Source organism: Fundicoccus sp. Sow4_F4, from assembly GCF_052116145.1.
Taxonomy (GTDB): domain Bacteria; phylum Bacillota; class Bacilli; order Lactobacillales; family Aerococcaceae; genus Fundicoccus.
In genome coordinates this window covers 276,970-294,978 of record NZ_JBQKLQ010000001.1, presented here as the reverse complement: position 1 = coordinate 294,978, position 18,009 = coordinate 276,970, and the positions used below count along the sequence as shown (strand labels likewise).

The 18,009-nt window shown below is 37.2% G+C and carries 20 protein-coding genes, 1 other RNA gene and 2 other annotated features; of the genes, 4 read left to right on the top strand and 17 right to left on the bottom strand.

The genetic code is table 11. The features are described from left to right. Positions 1 to 243: 243 nt before the first annotated feature. The 3 genes from ACTQ5J_RS01385 to ACTQ5J_RS01375 all read left to right on the top strand — a co-directional run bounded on the left by ACTQ5J_RS01385 (position 244) and on the right by ACTQ5J_RS01375 (position 2,229). Positions 244 to 1,509, top strand: coding sequence for a replication-associated recombination protein A (locus ACTQ5J_RS01385; protein WP_441750193.1), 1,266 nt, complete (start codon positions 244 to 246; stop codon positions 1,507 to 1,509). A gap of 115 nt (positions 1,510 to 1,624) precedes the next feature. Next, a non-coding RNA gene (ssrS, locus tag ACTQ5J_RS01380) (6S RNA) lies at positions 1,625 to 1,815 on the top strand. A 144-nt stretch (positions 1,816 to 1,959) separates the two neighbouring features. Continuing rightward, positions 1,960 to 2,229, top strand: a complete 270-nt coding sequence (locus tag ACTQ5J_RS01375; protein WP_441750192.1) for a hypothetical protein — start codon at positions 1,960 to 1,962, stop codon at positions 2,227 to 2,229. 61 nt (positions 2,230 to 2,290) lie between these two features. Here ACTQ5J_RS01375 and pyrR read toward each other — a convergent pair whose 3' ends face one another. The 4 genes from pyrR to ACTQ5J_RS01355 form a co-directional block, all read right to left on the bottom strand. Continuing rightward, positions 2,291 to 2,827 (bottom strand): bifunctional pyr operon transcriptional regulator/uracil phosphoribosyltransferase PyrR, encoded by a 537-nt coding sequence (gene pyrR, locus ACTQ5J_RS01370; RefSeq protein WP_441750191.1) that lies wholly within the window; start codon positions 2,825 to 2,827, stop codon positions 2,291 to 2,293. A 121-nt stretch (positions 2,828 to 2,948) separates the two neighbouring features. Beyond that, positions 2,949 to 4,028 carry a chromate transporter gene (locus ACTQ5J_RS01365; RefSeq protein WP_441750190.1) on the bottom strand — a complete coding sequence of 360 codons (1,080 nt, stop codon included), beginning with the start codon at positions 4,026 to 4,028 and terminating at the stop codon, positions 2,949 to 2,951. Between the two features lie 123 nt (positions 4,029 to 4,151). Then, positions 4,152 to 5,342, bottom strand: coding sequence for an acetate/propionate family kinase (locus ACTQ5J_RS01360; protein WP_441750189.1), 1,191 nt, complete (start codon positions 5,340 to 5,342; stop codon positions 4,152 to 4,154). A gap of 164 nt (positions 5,343 to 5,506) precedes the next feature. Next, the gene (locus ACTQ5J_RS01355) at positions 5,507 to 6,211 is read right to left on the bottom strand and encodes an SDR family NAD(P)-dependent oxidoreductase (RefSeq protein ID WP_441750188.1); all 705 of its coding nucleotides are present in this window, start codon (positions 6,209 to 6,211) and stop codon (positions 5,507 to 5,509) included. A 190-nt stretch (positions 6,212 to 6,401) separates the two neighbouring features. On the opposite strand from ACTQ5J_RS01355, the gene ACTQ5J_RS01350 reads away from it, so the two are divergent. Next, positions 6,402 to 6,836, top strand: a complete 435-nt coding sequence (locus ACTQ5J_RS01350; protein WP_441750187.1) for a DUF2188 domain-containing protein — start codon at positions 6,402 to 6,404, stop codon at positions 6,834 to 6,836. 206 nt (positions 6,837 to 7,042) lie between these two features. Here ACTQ5J_RS01350 and ACTQ5J_RS01345 read toward each other — a convergent pair whose 3' ends face one another. The 13 genes from ACTQ5J_RS01345 to ACTQ5J_RS01285 form a co-directional block, all read right to left on the bottom strand. Continuing rightward, on the bottom strand, positions 7,043 to 8,167 hold the full coding sequence (locus ACTQ5J_RS01345; RefSeq protein WP_441750186.1) for a baeRF6 domain-containing protein: 1,125 nt from the start codon (positions 8,165 to 8,167) through the stop codon (positions 7,043 to 7,045). Between the two features lie 231 nt (positions 8,168 to 8,398). Beyond that, a complete protein-coding gene (gene rpmA, locus ACTQ5J_RS01340; protein ID WP_441750185.1) occupies positions 8,399 to 8,689 on the bottom strand; it encodes a 50S ribosomal protein L27 in 291 nt (96 codons plus the stop codon). A 20-nt stretch (positions 8,690 to 8,709) separates the two neighbouring features. After that, positions 8,710 to 9,051: a ribosomal-processing cysteine protease Prp gene (locus ACTQ5J_RS01335; protein WP_441750184.1), complete on the bottom strand. Its 342-nt coding sequence runs from the start codon at positions 9,049 to 9,051 to the stop codon at positions 8,710 to 8,712. Between the two features lie 2 nt (positions 9,052 to 9,053). Then, positions 9,054 to 9,362: a 50S ribosomal protein L21 gene (gene rplU / locus ACTQ5J_RS01330; protein ID WP_441750183.1), complete on the bottom strand. Its 309-nt coding sequence runs from the start codon at positions 9,360 to 9,362 to the stop codon at positions 9,054 to 9,056. Positions 9,363 to 9,400: 38 nt separating this feature from the next. Next, positions 9,401 to 9,476: a sequence feature (ribosomal protein L21 leader region), on the bottom strand. Between the two features lie 151 nt (positions 9,477 to 9,627). Next, a complete protein-coding gene (locus tag ACTQ5J_RS01325) occupies positions 9,628 to 10,503 on the bottom strand; it encodes a transporter substrate-binding domain-containing protein (RefSeq protein ID WP_441750182.1) in 876 nt (291 codons plus the stop codon). 91 nt (positions 10,504 to 10,594) lie between these two features. Beyond that, entirely contained in the window at positions 10,595 to 11,401 is an 807-nt protein-coding gene (locus ACTQ5J_RS01320; RefSeq protein WP_441750181.1) for a transporter substrate-binding domain-containing protein, read from the bottom strand. Between the two features lie 21 nt (positions 11,402 to 11,422). After that, on the bottom strand, positions 11,423 to 12,232 hold the full coding sequence (locus ACTQ5J_RS01315; RefSeq protein WP_441750180.1) for a transporter substrate-binding domain-containing protein: 810 nt from the start codon (positions 12,230 to 12,232) through the stop codon (positions 11,423 to 11,425). A 151-nt stretch (positions 12,233 to 12,383) separates the two neighbouring features. Further along, positions 12,384 to 12,611, bottom strand: a binding site (T-box leader). A 112-nt stretch (positions 12,612 to 12,723) separates the two neighbouring features. After that, positions 12,724 to 13,266, bottom strand: coding sequence for a rod shape-determining protein MreD (mreD, locus tag ACTQ5J_RS01310; RefSeq protein WP_441750179.1), 543 nt, complete (start codon positions 13,264 to 13,266; stop codon positions 12,724 to 12,726). Further along, positions 13,256 to 14,107, bottom strand: a complete 852-nt coding sequence (mreC, locus tag ACTQ5J_RS01305; protein WP_441750178.1) for a rod shape-determining protein MreC — start codon at positions 14,105 to 14,107, stop codon at positions 13,256 to 13,258. Before mreC ends, mreD begins: the two co-directional genes overlap by 11 nt. Before the next feature lie 17 nt (positions 14,108 to 14,124). Next, a complete protein-coding gene (locus tag ACTQ5J_RS01300; protein ID WP_441750177.1) occupies positions 14,125 to 15,147 on the bottom strand; it encodes a rod shape-determining protein in 1,023 nt (340 codons plus the stop codon). 206 nt (positions 15,148 to 15,353) lie between these two features. Continuing rightward, on the bottom strand, positions 15,354 to 15,554 hold the full coding sequence (locus ACTQ5J_RS01295) for a cold-shock protein (protein ID WP_153832586.1): 201 nt from the start codon (positions 15,552 to 15,554) through the stop codon (positions 15,354 to 15,356). 312 nt (positions 15,555 to 15,866) lie between these two features. Further along, positions 15,867 to 16,568, bottom strand: coding sequence for a RadC family protein (gene radC / locus ACTQ5J_RS01290; protein ID WP_441750175.1), 702 nt, complete (start codon positions 16,566 to 16,568; stop codon positions 15,867 to 15,869). 61 nt (positions 16,569 to 16,629) lie between these two features. Then, positions 16,630 to 17,994, bottom strand: coding sequence for a bifunctional folylpolyglutamate synthase/dihydrofolate synthase (locus ACTQ5J_RS01285; protein WP_441750173.1), 1,365 nt, complete (start codon positions 17,992 to 17,994; stop codon positions 16,630 to 16,632). Positions 17,995 to 18,009: the final 15 nt, after the last annotated feature.

Here is an 18,009-nt window from a genome sequence, read left to right as displayed (position 1 = left end):
CCCTCTTTGTATTGACTATTAATATAAAGAACTCACTCTTCACTAAACAAACATTGTAATAAGTTTAATAGACATTAATCTTACATCCAATGTTTTATAGTCTAATTATACGCTAAGCTATTAGAGAAATACAGATTTTTTACTCATTAATATTGTTCAATTTTATTTTTGGAACATCTGTTTGTCTTACTAGTCATTCTTTAGTATTATGAGTGTAGTTTAATTATAAGAGGAGGGGTCATTATGCAACAACCACTTGCATTTCGAATGCGCCCAAATAATATAGAAGATGTATTAGGACAAGAACACCTAGTCGGAGTTGGTAAAATTATACGTCGAATGGTTGACGCTAAACGTCTAGCCTCGATGATTTTATATGGCCCACCTGGAACAGGTAAAACAAGTATTGCTAGCGCGATTGCCGGTAGTACCAAGTATGCCTTTCGTATATTAAATGCTGCAACAGACTCTAAGAAAGATTTAGAAATCGTTGTAGAAGAAGCCAAAATGTCTGGTACTGTCATTTTACTATTAGATGAGGTTCACCGCTTAAATAAAATCAAACAGGACTACCTTTTGCCCCATCTAGAAAATGGACGCATCATTCTTATCGGAGCTACGACAGAAAATCCTTATATTTCGATTAGCCCTGCTATTCGTAGTCGTGTGCAAATTTTCGAAGTAAAGCCTTTAGCACCTGAAGATATGAGGTTAGGTCTCGAAAGAGCAATTGCTGACGAAAAAAATGGACTTGGTAAATATTCAGTTCAAATAGCAGATGATGTAATCAATCATTTCGCCAACGTAACCAATGGTGATATTCGCAGTGCACTCAACGCGTTGGAACTAGCAGTCCTTTCGACCCAAGCAAATGAAAAGGGGCAAGTCATCATTACAAAAGCAATTGCCGAAGAATGTCTTCAGAGAAAAAGACTCACCCATGATAAAGATGGCGATGCACACTATGATGTGATTTCAGCTTTACAAAAATCGATTCGCGGTAGTGACGTTAATGCGGCGCTATATTATTTAGCCATTTTAATGGAAGCCGGTGAAATTGTCATTGCTTGTCGTCGTTTACTTATCATCGCTTATGAAGATATCGGTTTAGGTAATCCGGGAGCAACTGAAAGAACAGTCGCTGCTGTTCAAGCTGCGGAAAAAGTAGGTTTGCCTGAAGCTTCTATTCCTTTAGCTTATGCCGTCACTGAATTAGCCCTCAGCCCTAAATCAAACACAAGCTACCGAGCTTTTAATGCCGCGATGCAAGACGTTCGTACAGGTAAAGGCGGTCCTGTGCCGGATCACTTAAAAGATAGTCATTATTCTGGTGCAGCAAAACTTAATCGAGGCGTCGACTATCAATACCCACACAGCTTCCCAGGTCATTGGGTAAAACAACAATACCTACCCAATAATTTAAAAAACCGTGAGTACTTCCAAGCTGAACCTACTGGAAAATTCGAAGCGGCTTTGAACCAATTCTATCAGAATATTCGAAGCAAATAGTGATAGTTTTAAATTGCGGTAGCCTTACCAAGGCACGTCTAGTAGTCTTTTATAAAAACAAAACTTCATAATACTTGCAATCAAGAGAAGATGTGCTATACTTTGTATAAGGAAAATATATCTGAGGTGTTCGTTGTATATGCACTGTGTTGACCGAACATTTTTATTTATATATCGGGATCCTGTCAATTAGTGACTATGACAAGCCTTTTCATTTGGAAGTCAGAAAACACTGTTGTGGAGCCCACCTGCTTATACTGCGGGTTCAAGCAAAATATATACTAAGACGGCACCATCGGATATCTTTTTTTGCTGGCTATACGCCAGCATTTTTTTGTGCCTTAAAATAAATGAGACTTAAATGTCATCTGATTTTAAAGAGCTTTGCTTCCACTAATTATTAAAATTATGTTATGATAACATTAAGAAAATCAAAACGGGAGGGATTTTATGATATTACAAGTTTTGATGTACGCTTTCCCTTCGATGATGATAATTATCGCAGCCTACTTATACATCTATCGAGCTAGTTTAATTGAAATACTGAATCTAACAAATCCTCGCTTAATTAAATTATTTGCCTTAACCTTTTTATTGATGGGACTCTTAGGGTTTGTCTTAAATTTAGTCGCAGTCATGAAATTTGTTTATATCTGGATGGTTATCTCTTTAATACTGACCGCCCTTCTTTCGTTTATGATGTACTCACTATTAAAATAAATGTTGACACAAACAGCCAGCTGAAAATTCAGCTGGCTGTTTTCCTACGATTCGCTAAGTGCTAATTAACAATTTCAACTACTTCTTCTTGATCAACTTCCTGTAATTTTACAGCAATTCTTTCTGACTTAGCGGTAGGTATATTCTTTCCTACAAAATCCGCGCGAATCGGCAGTTCACGGTGACCACGATCAATTAAAATAGCTAATTGAATGTTGGCAGGTCGACCCTCAACCAATATGGCATCCATCGCCGCTCTGACCGTACGTCCTGTGTAGAATACATCATCCACAATGACGACAATCTTATTTTCCAAATCTGTTGTGAAATTCGGGCGTTCTAGTTTCGGTTCTGTCAATTGATCTTTTGGAGATAAATCGTCTCGGTAAAACGTAATATCAAGCACCTCCGTTGGAACATTCACTCCTTCTATCTCATATATCTTTTCAGCTAAGCGATTCGCTAAAAATTCTCCACGCGTTTTAATCCCTATTAATACGACTTGATCAGTTTCATGATTACGTTCGACAATTTCATGAGCAATTCGTTTCAAGGTTCTTCTGATTGCTTGTTCATCCATAATGACTCTTTTGATCATACTTAGTCTCCTCCTAATTTCTCTTTACTTATTCATTGTATCAAACATTTTTTCTTTTCAAAATATGCGATTTTATTTTTGAGTTTGAAATCAAAAGCTTTCTTTCCTCTTATTAAAGTGACTAAATAACTGTAACTAAACCTAGCGCAATGGCGCCAATAATAAAGTAAACAGAATTCAACTTAAAATACATAAGTCCGAGCAAACTGATGATAAACACTAGTAAATAGTGCCACTGAATTAATATGGCGGCTCCTAATTGAAATGTGACACTTGCCATTAAAGCTAAAGCTGCGACGTTTACACCTAATAAGATATTAGAAAAGACTTCAGAATGTTTCAATCGGTTAAAGACTGGCGCTAAAATCAAAATTAATAAAAAAGAAGGTAAGAAAATCCCAATGGTAGCGACAATCCCGCCGGATAAGTCATGTAAGATATACCCCACAAAGGTTGCGGTTGTAAAAACTGGACCTGGTGTCACTTCTCCAACGGCAATGGCATCCATCATTTGACTTTGCGTCAGCACGCCAAGGCGATCTACAAACTCTGCTTGGATAAAAGCTAGTAAGACATAGCCACTCCCATACAAAACAGAGCCGATTTTCAAAAAGGTTAAAAACAAAGTCATGAGTGAAATCGGTTCTAGACTAAGATTATTTGCTTTATATTGTGTTAGCTGTTTAAACGTAAACATCATCGCTCCAGCAATGAGTAAGACAGTTATTTCACTTAAACCATACGTTATTAAAACAAAGGATAATATAAAAATCATAAATGTTTGAATATTAGAGATAGCAGTTTTACCTAACTTAACTAAGGCTTTGACTATAATTGCAACAACGACTGGTTGGATAAAATTAAAAACTGCTTGAATTTGTGGCATTTCACCATAAGTGACATACAGGTAGCCGATGATTAACACTAAAATCATCGCCGGTAAAATAAATGAAATTCCCGCTAAAAACAACCCTAAAACTCCGCCTTGAGAATAGCCGATTAATATGGCTAATTCCGTTGAGTTAGGGCCGGGGATTAAATTAGTGAAACCAAGCAAATCTAAAAACTCTTGTCTTTTCATCCATTTTCTTTTGGTTACTAATTCTTCCTCCATCATCGCAATATGCGCCGCTGGTCCTCCAAATGCAAATAGACCTAGTTTAAGAAAAACAATGACAATATTTTTATGTAATGAACTCATCAGGGATCTCCTTTGATTCGATCAATCGATAGAAAGGAAACGTTCCACTTCAATGTCGGTTGATCTATTGATTAGTATGCATAAAAAGAACCTACATAAAATAAATATGTAGGTTTTAAAAAATTATTTAGATAAACGGATTACTTCACGGGCAATTTCTACTTCTTCGTTCGTTGGAACGTTTAAAATTGCTACTGTTGAGTCATCTGTAGAAATAATCGCTTCTTTGCGCGTATCGTTTTTAGCATCGTCAATTGTACCACCAAAGAATGTTAAGCCATCCATGATAATTTTACGAGTGATACCTGAGTTTTCGCCAATACCTGCAGTAAAGACAATTGCGTCAACACCATTCATTAATGCTACGTATTGACCGATATATTTTTGAACACGGTTATAGAAAATATCTAATGCTAATTGTGCACGCTCGTTACCTTCTGCTGCTGCACCTTCAACGTCACGCATATCACTTGATACGCCTGAAATTCCTAATAAACCAGATTTCTTGTTGAAGATATCGATAATTTCTTGAACATCAGTGATATTTAGTTTTTCCATTAAGAATGGAATTAATGAGGCATCAATGTCACCTGTACGAGTTCCCATTGTAATACCTGCTAATGGCGTGAAGCCCATTGAAGTGTCAATTGACTTGCCGTATTCAACAGCAGTAATTGAACCACCATTACCTAAATGACAAGTAATGATTTTTAAATCTTCAACTGGTTTACCTAACATTTCAGCTGCACGGTTTGCAACGTAACGGTGGCTAGTACCGTGTGCGCCATATTTACGAGCCGCGAAATCTTCGTAGTACTCATATGGTAAGCTGTATACGTAGTTAACAGCTGGCATTGTTGTATGGAATGAAGTATCGAAAATCGCTGCCATTGGTACTTCAGGTAAACGCTCTTTGAAAGCACGCATAACTGTTGCTTCAGCATAGTTATGTAATGGTGCAAATTCGCCTAAATCATCAACTTGTTGGATTACTTCGTCAGTTACTAAAGCTGATTCTTTAAAGAGTTCTCCCCCAGCAACTACACGGTGACCAACTCCTGCAATTTCATCGAAGTTTTCAATTACTTTTAATGAACTTAAGTGTTCGAATAATAATTCAACCGCACGGTCGTGGTTTGGAATATCTTCTACTAATTCAAATTCTTGACCTTCACCGTATTCAATTTCCAAACGTGAGCCTGCTAAACCAATACGCTCCACTAAACCGATAGAAAGAACTTCCTCTTCCGGCATAACGATAATTTGGAATTTTAAACTTGAGCTACCAGCGTTGATCGCCATAATCTTAGACATTAATCCATTTCCCCATTTCATATATTAATTAATATCCTAAGTATAACACGTTTGCTGATTATTGATAATAATTAAATCCAATATATGGTTAGAAGTACATCATAAAATCAACTACAAACCATAACTTTTGCTTATAGAAGAACACGCTCTCTATTCTCTGTTTACTAAGGGTGATAAGTCCATCCGGCATCGTCATGATAAATCATTAATTTCGACATACCACCATCCAATGTCAAGTCTTCTCCCGTAATAAAACCAGCTTCTGGTGACGCTAGAAATTTAACCGCATGCACAACGTCTTCGACTTGGCCGATTCGATGGACTAGATGTTGCAAGTCATCGCTAGGTGAAGCTTTAGTATTAGTCGTATCAATCCAACCTGGCGAAATTGAATTGACCCGTACTTTCCCTGCCAGTGTGACGGCCAAACTACGCGTGAGAGCTGAAATTCCGCCCTTAGCAGCAGAATAACTTTCTGAGTGTGCTTGGCTCATTCTATCGCGCGTTGACGAAATATTGATGATTGAAGCACCTGGCTTGAAGTAGTCTGCAAATAATTTCGTCAGCATAAAAGGAGCGGTCACTCCCACACTTAGCGCTAAGTTAAATTCCTCATAACTACACTCTGTCAACCCTTTAAATAAAGGCGCTGCATTATTTATTAGTAAGTCCAGCCCGCCATAATCTTCAATTACTTTGGCCGCAAATTGTTGAATCACTTGACCATCTGCCAAATCGCCTTGAAAATAATGATTGCTTTGTTGATCAATGATACATACGTGTGCTCCTAATTTAGTAAATTCTTTACTTAAGGCTTCACCAATCCCCTGGGCACCGCCTGTAATAACGACCACTTTATCCTTGAACATTGAATCCCTCTTTTCTACTCTGATCGGTTTTTAACTCACCACGCTGCTTGTAATTGTATTATACGATATCGTTATAGCTTATTATATCGTATTGACTGCCTTATCAAAGGCTTTTCAATTGAATTATTACTAAATTTTCAGCATACTCACATTATGATGTGACATATTCTATCAAAGGAGAGTGAATGAAATGCCATGGAACATGAATGATTATCCTGCTTCATTAAAGAACTTTGACAACTTACTACGTAAGAAAATCATCGATATCGCAAACGCTTTGTTAGCCAATGGATACGATGATAATCAAGCAATTCCTATTGCAATCTCACAAGGCAAAGAATGGTATGACAATGCGAGTACACAAGAAAAAGAGGCTTTTGAACAGGAGCCAAATCCTAAGAAAAATGATACACATGACCAAAGCTCAAATCCCGACTTACTCGATGAAAATGTTGAAGTGTTTTATAAAAATGATGAATGGCATGTTAAAACCGTCAAAGCTGAACGTGCAAGTGATACTTTTACAACTAAAGAAACCGCTATAGAACGTGCAAAAGAGATTGCTAAGAATAAGGGCACAAAAGTCGTTACTTATACTAAAGAAGGTAATAAACAAACGCGATAGCATGAATGGTAACTAAGACATACTTGTGTGCCACAGCTACAGCAGTATGACGATTAACTCACATACTCGTACGTGCAGTAGATTCCTTAGCATTGAACCAACCACTCACTCCAGTTTTAACAAAACAATCTGACAGCATTTAAGGGATAAGATACGCAGAAGCCTCCAAACGATCTAACCTAATCGTTTGGAGGCTTCTTTAATATTTAATATCTCAATCGCGCAGATAAATTAATTCCCACTGGCATATCGTCTTGGTTGACTACAAAGACTTTACCTTTTGTTGCGACAACACGAGTAATTAATCGTTTGACGAAATCGTGATCGACTTCTTCAAATTCACCTTCTGGCGTAATGATACCTCTTTGACGGTACCCTTTGTTAACCAATAATTCTTCTACACGCCCTTGCGTTGCACTTATCGCTAAATCATTTAATTGATTATCAACACGAAACTTCATAGACGTTTCTCTAAAGCGATTAAACATTTTTTCTTGCTGCTTCTTAACAACTTCGATGTTTTTGGCTAAAGCTTTTTCCTGGACCGTATTAAAGCTTACGTTTGCACCTGACTCTTCAATCCCATCCTCTAACAGATGATTGTTTTTTGATAATTTACGAAATACCGCTTGATTTTCTGGTAGTGCGTATAAAATCAATGGTAACTCACGTTCAGATGTATAATGCTCTTGAATATAGCGATCTACAATTCTAAAGTAATTTTCACGGTCGATATCCTTTTCTTTACTAGTTTCTGTATGGCCGTGCAAAGCGCTCTCTCCACCACCTCCACCGCCAGCACCACTTGCAGAACTGTCGCCAGTTTTTTCAGTTCCAAGAGCCGCCTCTAAAGTCTTAGGCACATCTTCTCCCTCGAGTTTGATTTCCTTAACAGAAGTCGAATCCCCTTCGAACAGTCGAATATCTTCTCTATTTAACACTAATACGAAATATTGATTTGTAAATTGGTAGTTTTCAATTAAAGGTGTCAAGTTAGGGCCATTAGATACATTCAATAAATTAGCTACTGGAATACCTAAATGGTAATAAAAAATATCATCTTGCGTAATATAAAGCGCGAGGCCTCCACGGTAAGTAACTAATTCAATATCATGTTTCTTAGCTTTATCTACTTGAGCGATTAACTTTTTAGCTAAATCCTTATCACACTCATCTTTAATCCTTTTCTTAGCGTCATCTAACAGATTATTCAATTGAATTCGATCTTGGTCGGAACTAACAGACGTTGAATGTAATTCTAAGGCAACCGTCACAAAGAGTTCATCATCTTTCTCCAGCTCTGGTGCTGGAAAGGCATTTAATTTTATCATATTGAAACCCCTTTCTTATATACTACCTTAAGAGTATCAATATCTCAGCCGCTTGTAAAATTATTTCGCTTCAAAACTCAGATTAAATTTTAAAAAATAACAGAAGGTCTTCCTTTGCAGAATAGGAACATATACTCTCTAGGCTTTAGACATCATATTCAGACGAGTCTAATGATGGGTATAAAAAAAAGACTCACTGACGAATCAGAGAGTCCCGAAAATGTTTTCTTATTAAGCTTCTAAAGCTGCTGGATAGACAGAAACTTGTTTCTTGCCTTTACCTTTACGTTCGAAACGAACAACACCGTCTACTAATGCAAACAATGTGTCATCTCCACCGCGGCCTACGTTATTACCAGCGTGAATTTTAGTTCCACGTTGACGGTAAATGATAGTACCTGCGTGAATTGTTTCGCCGTCAGCTGATTTAGCGCCTAGACGTTTAGAGATTGAGTCACGACCGTTTTGAGTCGAACCTCCACCTTTTTTCGTTGCAAATAATTGTAAATTTAATTTCAACATTGACAAGCACCTCCTTAAGGTTAAATAGTTGATTCTTGAATTTTAATAAATTCAGGGTAGTTCTCAGCGAGAACTTGTAATGCAAAGACTAAATGATTTAACAATAGTTGGCTATCACTTCTTAACCGTTTCTGTGTAATTGCCGGCATCTTCAAATGTAAAAAGCCACCTTCGACTTCATCTACTTTTGTTTCAACTGCAATTTTAAGCAACTGTTGTAAAGAGTTTTCAACTGAAATGACCTGACTTGATACAGCCGCACAAACAATGTCGTACCCTGGATCTGCGTATTGCGCATGCCCTATCATTTTTAGTTGTTGAATCGTATCTTGTGCATCTTTGTAAACCGTAATCTTAATCATAATTATGCGTTAATAGCATCAATTGTTAATTTAGTATATGGTTGACGGTGACCTTGTTTACGATGAGAGTCTTTACGACGTCTGTATCTAAACGTCACGACTTTCTTTTCGCGTCCTTGTTTTTCAACAGTTGCTTCAACAGTTGCGCCTTCAACTAGTGGAGTACCCACTTTAGTTTCTTCGCCACCTACTAAGACAACTTCGTCAAAAGTAACTTTTTCGCCAGCTTCGACGTCTAGTTTCTCAACAAAGATTGTTTGACCTACTTCAACTTTTACTTGTTTTCCGCCTGTTTTAATAATTGCGTACATTCAAGCACCTCCTATATTAGATTTGCGAGTTCGATGAACTCTACACTTAGACTCGCCACGTTAAGAGATTGCCAAGCAATTCTTAGTTCTTAAAATGCGCGGTTGTAGACGTGGTGCTACACAAATACAACAATAGTATAGTACCAAATATACCAGCCGACGTCAAACTTTTTTTCAAATATTATTATACTCAATAAACTTACCCATTATTGCCGACAAAAAAATCCGATAGACCCTAACAGTCTAACGGATTTGAAAGCCATGATTATTCTGAATCTTCTTCAGATTCTTCTGCTGCGTCTTCTTGTGAATCCTCTTCAGCAACTTCTTCATCTGCGGATTCAGCTTGTAGTGTTACGTTTGCTTCAATGAATTCAGTGATCTTACCTGATTCAACAGCTTCTAAAACAACTTTATTGATAAGTTCTAATAATTCTTCATTACCTTTAGCAAGGGCAACTGCTTTACCTTGTTCTGGGTTTTCGAATACCACATCAGAGACCACTGCAATTTGTCCTTCGTTAACTGCTACGAATTCAATCGTCACAATATCATCAATAAAGATAGCATCCACTTTTTTAGTTTTTAACGCTTCGATGAGCAAACCAGTTTTCTGCATTGAGACAATCTCTGCATTCGCCAAGTTTTCAGTCACCATTTGCTCTTGTACAGTGCCTTTTTGAACACCAATTTTTAGCCCATCAAAATCTTCAACTGTCTCATACTTACCTTCTTCTCCTGCTAAGACAACGAAATTACTTACTGATTGGTGATATTGTTCTGAAAAATCTACTTGTTCGGCACGTTCTTCAGTATAAGTCATTCCCGCAATCGTCATATCAATTCTTCCAGAAATTACTGACGGAATTAATGAATCAAATGGCATATCTTCCATGACTAATTCGACACCCAACTCATCGGCAATTAATTGTGCTAAGTCAACATCAATCCCGACAATTTTAGAATCGCCATTACTTTCTAAAACAACCCATTCAAATGGTGGATAATCAGCACTCGTTCCAACAACCAATTGACCGGACTCTTTAATCTCATCAACTGTTTTTGCTGATGCTAAACCAGCTGGTACAAACATTGCTAATAAAGTGACTACTAGCGTTAATTTTAATAATAATTTTTTCATTTTAACTAACCTCTTTCTCTATTGTCTATTCTTATTGCTTATCATATCGAATTTAAAATTAACAAGCAATCAGATTTATTTGAATTTTTCTTTAATTTCCTTCACGAACTAAAGCAATATTAGCTTGAACAATTTCTTCCATTTCACCGGAAGCCACTGCCTCATCAATGACTTTGTTAACGACCTCTAGCAATTCGCTATTTCCTTTCGCGAGTGCGACGGCCTTATCAAACGAACCTCCCTCCAACTCAAGCTCTTCGACCGCAGCAATTAGGCCTGCGTTTTGATAAATAAAATCAGCAATGACTATGTTATCCATAAAGACCGCATCAAGTTTACCTGCTTTTAAGGCCTCAATTAAGTCCCCATTCTTATTCATCGCGACATAATCCGCTTCTGGATATTGCTTAGCAATCAGCTGTTCTTGGACTGAAGCTTTTAAGACGCCTATTTTGACCTTGGAAAAGTCTTCTAGGCTATTGAACTGATTGACGGCTTCGGCTGAAACGACGAATTGATTCACCGTCGAATAGTAAGTCGAAGAAAAATCGATTTGTTCAGCTCTTTCATCGGTATAGGACATCCCCGCTATCACAAGATCTACCTTGCCACTTTGAAGAGTTGGTATCAGTGCATTAAAGGCATGTTCACTCACTTCTAAGTCAACGCCAATTTCATCGGCTATCTTATGAGCTAAGTCGAAATCAATGCCAACAAATTGTTGTTCCCCCTTCTCCATCTTGACCCATTCAAAAGGTGGGTATTCAGCATTGGTTCCCATCACAAGTTTTCCTGCTGCCTTGATTTCCTCTAAGGAATTCGCTGACACGTGTGAACTTGGGCTAATGAGCCAGAAACAAGTGACTAGTAAAGAAAGTGTTAACAGTATCTTTTCCATCGTGGTGCCTCCTTTGATGGTTTAGTCCTGTGATTGAGAGGATAAGTCGATATTTTTTGCAACAATCTCATCTAGCTCGCCTGACTCGATAGCTTCTAGAATAACTTGATCGACAATGGCTTTTAACTCACTGTTGCCTTTTTCCATCGCCACAGCATTACCAAATGACCCATCTTCTAATGAAAATTCATCCAATACAACAATTGAATCTGAATTTAAGGTTTCGTACTGATAAATCACTACATTATCCATTAAGACGACATCCACACGACCTGATTTTAAACTTTCAATGAGATCTCCGTTTTTATTCATTGAGACGATGTCCCCATCTGGAAACAGCTCTTTGATCATTTGCTCTTGGACCGAAGCTTTCAAGACACCAATTTTAACATTTGAAAAATCATCAATGCTTTGATAGTCAGCCTCCTTACCAGTAGGTACTGCAAATAAGTTTTTCGTTTCAAAATAGATCTCGGAAAACTCAACTTGTTCAGCTCTTTCTTCCGTGTAAGACATACTAGCAATGGCCATATCAATTTTTCCTGCTTGTAAAGAAGGAATTAATGCATTGAAGGCTTGGTCACTGACAACCAGTTCAACACCAATTTTCTCAGCAATTAAATGGGCTAGATCAAAATCAATCCCAAGATAAACTTGTTCGCCATCTTTCATTTCCACCCATTCAAAAGGCGGATACTCGGCGTTCGTGCCTAATACAATCTCCCCGGCTTCTTTTATCTCATCCAATGATTTTGCGGCAACGCTTAGTTTTGGTAGTGACAGACTAATGGCAGCTAATAAGGCAAGCAACAACATGTTGAATTTTTTCATAATAATTCCTCCAGGTCTATGCACATCAAGTGCATGATAAAATATATTAATAGTGTTTATCGACAGCGACTCATGACATGCCATTCGTTAATTTTCAGCTTTGCATTTGTAAAAATAGTGATAAAAAAACCCGTCTCTATGCTCCTAAGAACATAGAGACGGGTTAATCCGCGGTACCACTCTAGTTAACTCCGCCTCTAATATCACATTAAAGGCTTCATCCACTCTTTTTGCTAACGCTCAGACAGCGAAGTCAGCTACTAAGTTCACTGACTAGTCTCATAAGTGCGTTTCAATCATAATTCCTCAGTAGGCTTCCACTCTGTCCTACCTCGCTGTGAGCGAATTAATAATTTACTTTCTTAATCATCGACTTGATTTATTAACTTGACATGAGTTTACACCAGAACTAGATCTAATGTCAACACTTTTTAATAAATTAATTAGAATTATTGATTTAAACGCATTTTCTCTCATTGTTTTCTTATTAGTTAGAAGATGATATACTCTTCAAACCCTAACCAATTCAGTATTTGTTTCGTCGGCAAGTAAAGCAAGAAAGCAAGAACGACATTAAATATCAAAGTTGGACCTAAACGGTCCACTAAAAATGTCGTAATCGTCACGTTGGTTAAGCCCAGTTCAAAGTAAAAGACAAAAACAATGAAATCCACAATTGTCACTGCCACAATAAATAGCATAAAGTGGATGAAGGCTTTTTTAGGGAAAAACTTGCGTAATTTGATGATTAAATAAGCAAGTAAAAAATATAATGTTGCATATAAGCCAAGTAAAGTGGCTATATAAGACTCATATAACAAACCAAATATAAACGCATAAAACAAAATGTTTGTATCGCGTAAATAAAAACTAAAGGTCACAATATAGTAAAGCACCAAATGAGAAATAATTATTTGACTTGTGCCAATAAACGCGCCAGGAAAAATTGCTGGCAATGCAGCATCGATGATAATCCCTACAAAAAGTAGAAATGGCACGAGCCATTTCGCTTTACGATCGCGGCTAGTCTTCACTTGCTTCACTCCGATCCCCAACTAAGATAACTGTGACAAAACGTATATCAGTCATCTCTCCAGCAGGTATGATATTCACAGTTTGGAATAAACCATAATCATCCATTTGAGCGGACGCTACTTCACCGATTAGTAAAGTGCTTGGTGTGACGCCACCTAAACCGGACGTAATAACCATATCTCCTGGTTGAATCTGGGCATCTGGATTGACTTGAGTCATAATATAATGCTTAGCTTTTGGATCATAGTCACTAACGATACCATTTGCTGATGCCCCATTTTTAGTTTGAACTCTCGCTGATACGACCCCTTCGTTAGATTGTTCTGAGGTTAATAGCAAAACTTTCGAACTATTCGGTGTCACTTCAATAATGCGTCCAATTAGACCATTTCCTGACATCACTGACATATCTTTACGCACGCCATCATTTGACCCTACGTTAATTACTAACGTTTCCATCCATTGATCTGGGCTACGCGAAATAACAGTCGCGCTTAAAGGTTCGAAATTACTTAATGTTTCCGTTAAATTCAATTCTTGACGCATTTTTTCGTTTTCAACTTCTAAATCAGCAATTCTCACTTGAAATTCATTGACTTGATCAATTCTTGACTTTAAATATTGATTTTCTTCAAATGTATTAACTAAATTATCAACCGAATTAACGAAACGCACCACCATATTGACCGGCTCTGAAAAAATACGTCCTGCCCAAGATGAGGCCTCATTTACCGAGGTTGTGACAACATTAGACGTGCTACTAAATAATGAATACGAGATTAACGACACAATGGCAATGCTCGCAATTAAAATACCAATTAACTTTTTATTATTAAACATTCATAATCCTCTTTCTATTAACGAGCTTTTTTCTCAGCAATTTTTGATTGAACATCTAGCTGTTTTAACATTTTACCAGCACCAATCGCTACACAATCCAGCGGAACATTTGATAAATGAACTGGAATACCAATCTCATCAAATAAGCGCTCTGGTAATCTCTTCAATAACGCTCCTCCACCAGTCAATACTATTCCATTTTCGATAATATCTGCTGATAATTCTGGAGGTGTTAGTTCTAATACTTGCTTGATACTCGTTACAATTAATTGGACCACTTCATCAACAGCCTCTGCTACGATACTCGCTTCAACATACGCTTCATCTGGCACACCTGTCGCAATATTACGACCTCTTACTTTTAGTTTGTCAGATGTATCAAGCTCGGAAAATTTTGCATTTCCTAAAACAATTTTTATGGTTTCAGCCGTATAATCTCCGACCGCTAGTTGATAATGATTACGAACATACGTCATTATTGTTTCATTCATTAAGCTACCGCCTGCGCGTGTACTTAAGCCTTGTACAATTTCTCCATAAGAAATTGTTGCAATATTTGTCGTTCCTCCACCAATATCAACTACCATCTTCCCACGTGGCTCTTCTATCGCTAAATTAGCGCCTAGAGCAGCCGCAAATGGTTCTTCTATAATCATAGCTCGATGGATGCCTAAATCCTTAATCGCATCGATTACAGCCCTTCTCTCGACTTTTGAAATACTACTTGGAACACAGATTACAACTTCTGGTCGTGAAATCGAACGATGGACGGCTTGCTTGATAAAATGTGAGAGCATTTGCTTCGTTAAAGAAAAATCAGCAATTACACCGTCTCTCATTGGTCGAATCGTTTCAATGTTATCCGACGTTCGTCCTACTAACTTAGCTGCTTCTTTTCCATATGCAACGACTTCACCCGTTTTAATATTTCTAGCCACAATCGAAGGTTCTCGAAGTGCAATTCCCTTATTGTCGATATAGATAATGGTATTCGCGGTTCCTAAGTCAATACCTAAACGTTGTTTACTAAACAAACCCACTACACTTCGAACTCCTTTACAAATTATATTGTGTAAAATACACTACGTTAAAATATTATAGCAAAAGTCTCAGGTAAAAAGCTACCTGTAGAATTGTTCTTTATGAAATTCCAATATTACAAAGGTCAATAAAATGTGTGCTATTGCCTTAGGCACAAAAAAAGCCGGAGAAAAAATCCCCCGACTAAAAGTTTAATTTAAAAAGATTAAGCTTTTTCTACGTTTGCAGCTTGTGGGCCACGTGCGCCATCTTCAACTTCGAAAGTTACTGCTTGACCTTCTTCTAAAGTCTTGAAGCCGTCACCTTGAATAGCTGAGAAGTGTACGAATACGTCTGCTTCGCCTTCGCGCTCGATAAATCCAAAACCTTTTTCTGAGTTAAACCATTTTACTGTTCCTTGTTCCATGAATGAAAATCCTCCTCGTGCCGTAAAGCACTATTTTTTATTATATTCTTGCTAACTGGTACGAAGCGGATGTTACAAAAACAATCTTTCTTACCTCTTACAAAAACATAACTATATCATAACATACTCTATGGAAATTGCAACATGTTTCATCGTTGTTTCTATTTAAAAGAGCGCTTTTATTCATTATCATAGGCAATGGAAGCGGTATTCATTCCCAAGGCTAAAAGCTATCACAATACGCTTATTTTAACTTTAGCAACGCTTATTTCTTAAGTTTTTTCAAATTATATAATTAAATTTAGCTCTTAATTATTCATCAAAGACATCCGAACTTTCTCGTAAACTTAGGTATTGATTTTGTCCAATAATCAAATGATCCAAAATTTCTATGCCCATTAATTCTCCACACGCTATCATACGACGTGTAAAATATAAATCGGCATGCGATGGTTCTGTATCTCCTGAAGGATGATTGTGTGCGATGATTAATCTGGCTGTTGGATATTTTACAGCCTCTTTAAAGATTTCTCGCGGATGTGCGACAGAACTATTAACAGTCCCCATAAATATTGTCTTTTTCTTTATAATTTCATTTTTGGTATTTAAAAATAAGACCATCAAATGTTCTTGTTGTAAATCAGACATTTCTTGTATCAACCACTGCCCTGCTGAACGAGTGGAAGTAATATGACCAAATTTAGGCATATCACTCGAACTGATACGTGCACCTAGTTCAATCGCTGCCTTAAGTTCTATTGCTTTAATGGGACCAATCCCTTTCACTAATTGAAATTCATCTATGCTTGCTTGCCTTAAATCATAAAGGCTTTCAAATGTTTGCATAAAACGAGCAGACAGTTGTAGAACATTTTCCTCCCTTGTACCTGTGCGGAAGATAATGGCTAGAAGTTCGTGTGTAGCCAGTGCTTTCTCACCAAAATTAACAAGTCTTTCTCGCGGTTGAGCATCCTTGGGAACTTCTTGAATGAACGACGACATTTTAATAGGCATAAAAACAGCCTCCTTTTAGTATTTATATATAAATACGTAAAAAGGAGGCTAAATATACTTTTTAATTTGAAATCTTTTGAAATTCTTTAACAATGAACTGTCGAACATCAGAAACAAAATAGAGTGAACCTGTTATTAACAGCATTTCATCGCTATCTTTGTGATTAATGAACTCCGTAACATAAGGCTTCCAATCTGCCACATATTGAATCGCTTGTTCCAATTTCTCTGGTACTTGTTGAACGACCTCTTGAAACTGCGCCAAAGTCATTGCATGTGGATGACCAAACTCAGTGACTGTTAAACTAATACTATTAAACGTAGACAACAAAGGAAGTTGTTCTAATTGATTTTTGGAATCTAAACCAGCATAAAGAATTCGAATCGCTTTATGCGGGAAATATTCTTCAACTAAACCCTTTAAGGCATTTAAACCAGCCACGTTATGTGCACCATCAATATATACAAAAGGATCCTCATTAATTCTTTCCATTCGAGCAATCCAATTCGTCTGTTGTAGACCAGGTTTTGCTACTACCCAATCAATTGGCTGTTCAATAAAGTTCATCCATAAATTGAATGCTTGAATTGCAACAGTCGCATTTTGAATCTGATGTAAACCTAACATACCGATCGCAAAATTATTTTGTTGCGTTTCATTTGGGTCAGACATAGCTTGCCAGAAGTTGAAGGTAGAACCTTGATCCAGATGGTTTAAAACATCGGCCATTCCGAAATCTGTTTGATAACGATAGATTTCAGAATTCATTTCAGCAGCATAAGCTTCAATGACTTTCAATGGACCTTCTTCAATTAAACCAGTTACAACTTGGGTATTTTGTTTAATTAAACCAGCTTTTTCAGCTGCAACTTCTTCAACCGTATTACCCAATTTATCTGAATGGTCCAGACCGATTGTCGTAATGATTGCAATTTGTCCGTCAATAACGCTTGTACAGTCACGACGTCCTCCAATACCAACTTCAATTAAACAAACATCCGGTTTTTTCATTTTGAAATAGATAGCCATCATTACAGTATATAATTCAAAAAAGACTAAACGACCAAACTCAGTTTGTTCCATATAATCGTTTATTTGAACCATTTCTTCAATAATGGTTATTAAATCTTCATCTGCGATTAACTCACCGTTAAAAGTAAATCTTTCTTTAAAGGTCATAATATGAGGCGAAGTGAACGTCCCTACTTGTAACCCTTGGCTAAGTAATAATTCGCGTAAAAATGCAGTCGTAGATCCCTTACCATTGGTTCCAGTAATGTGAATTGCTGGAATACCATGATGTGGGTTGCCAATAAAAGCAAGCGCTAATTTAACTTTCTCTACGCCGCTTCCATTAATGTTAGGAACAATATTTTTCTGAGTATCGAGCCAAGCGATGGCTTCATTAACATTTCTAAATTTCAACTAACTTCGTTCTCC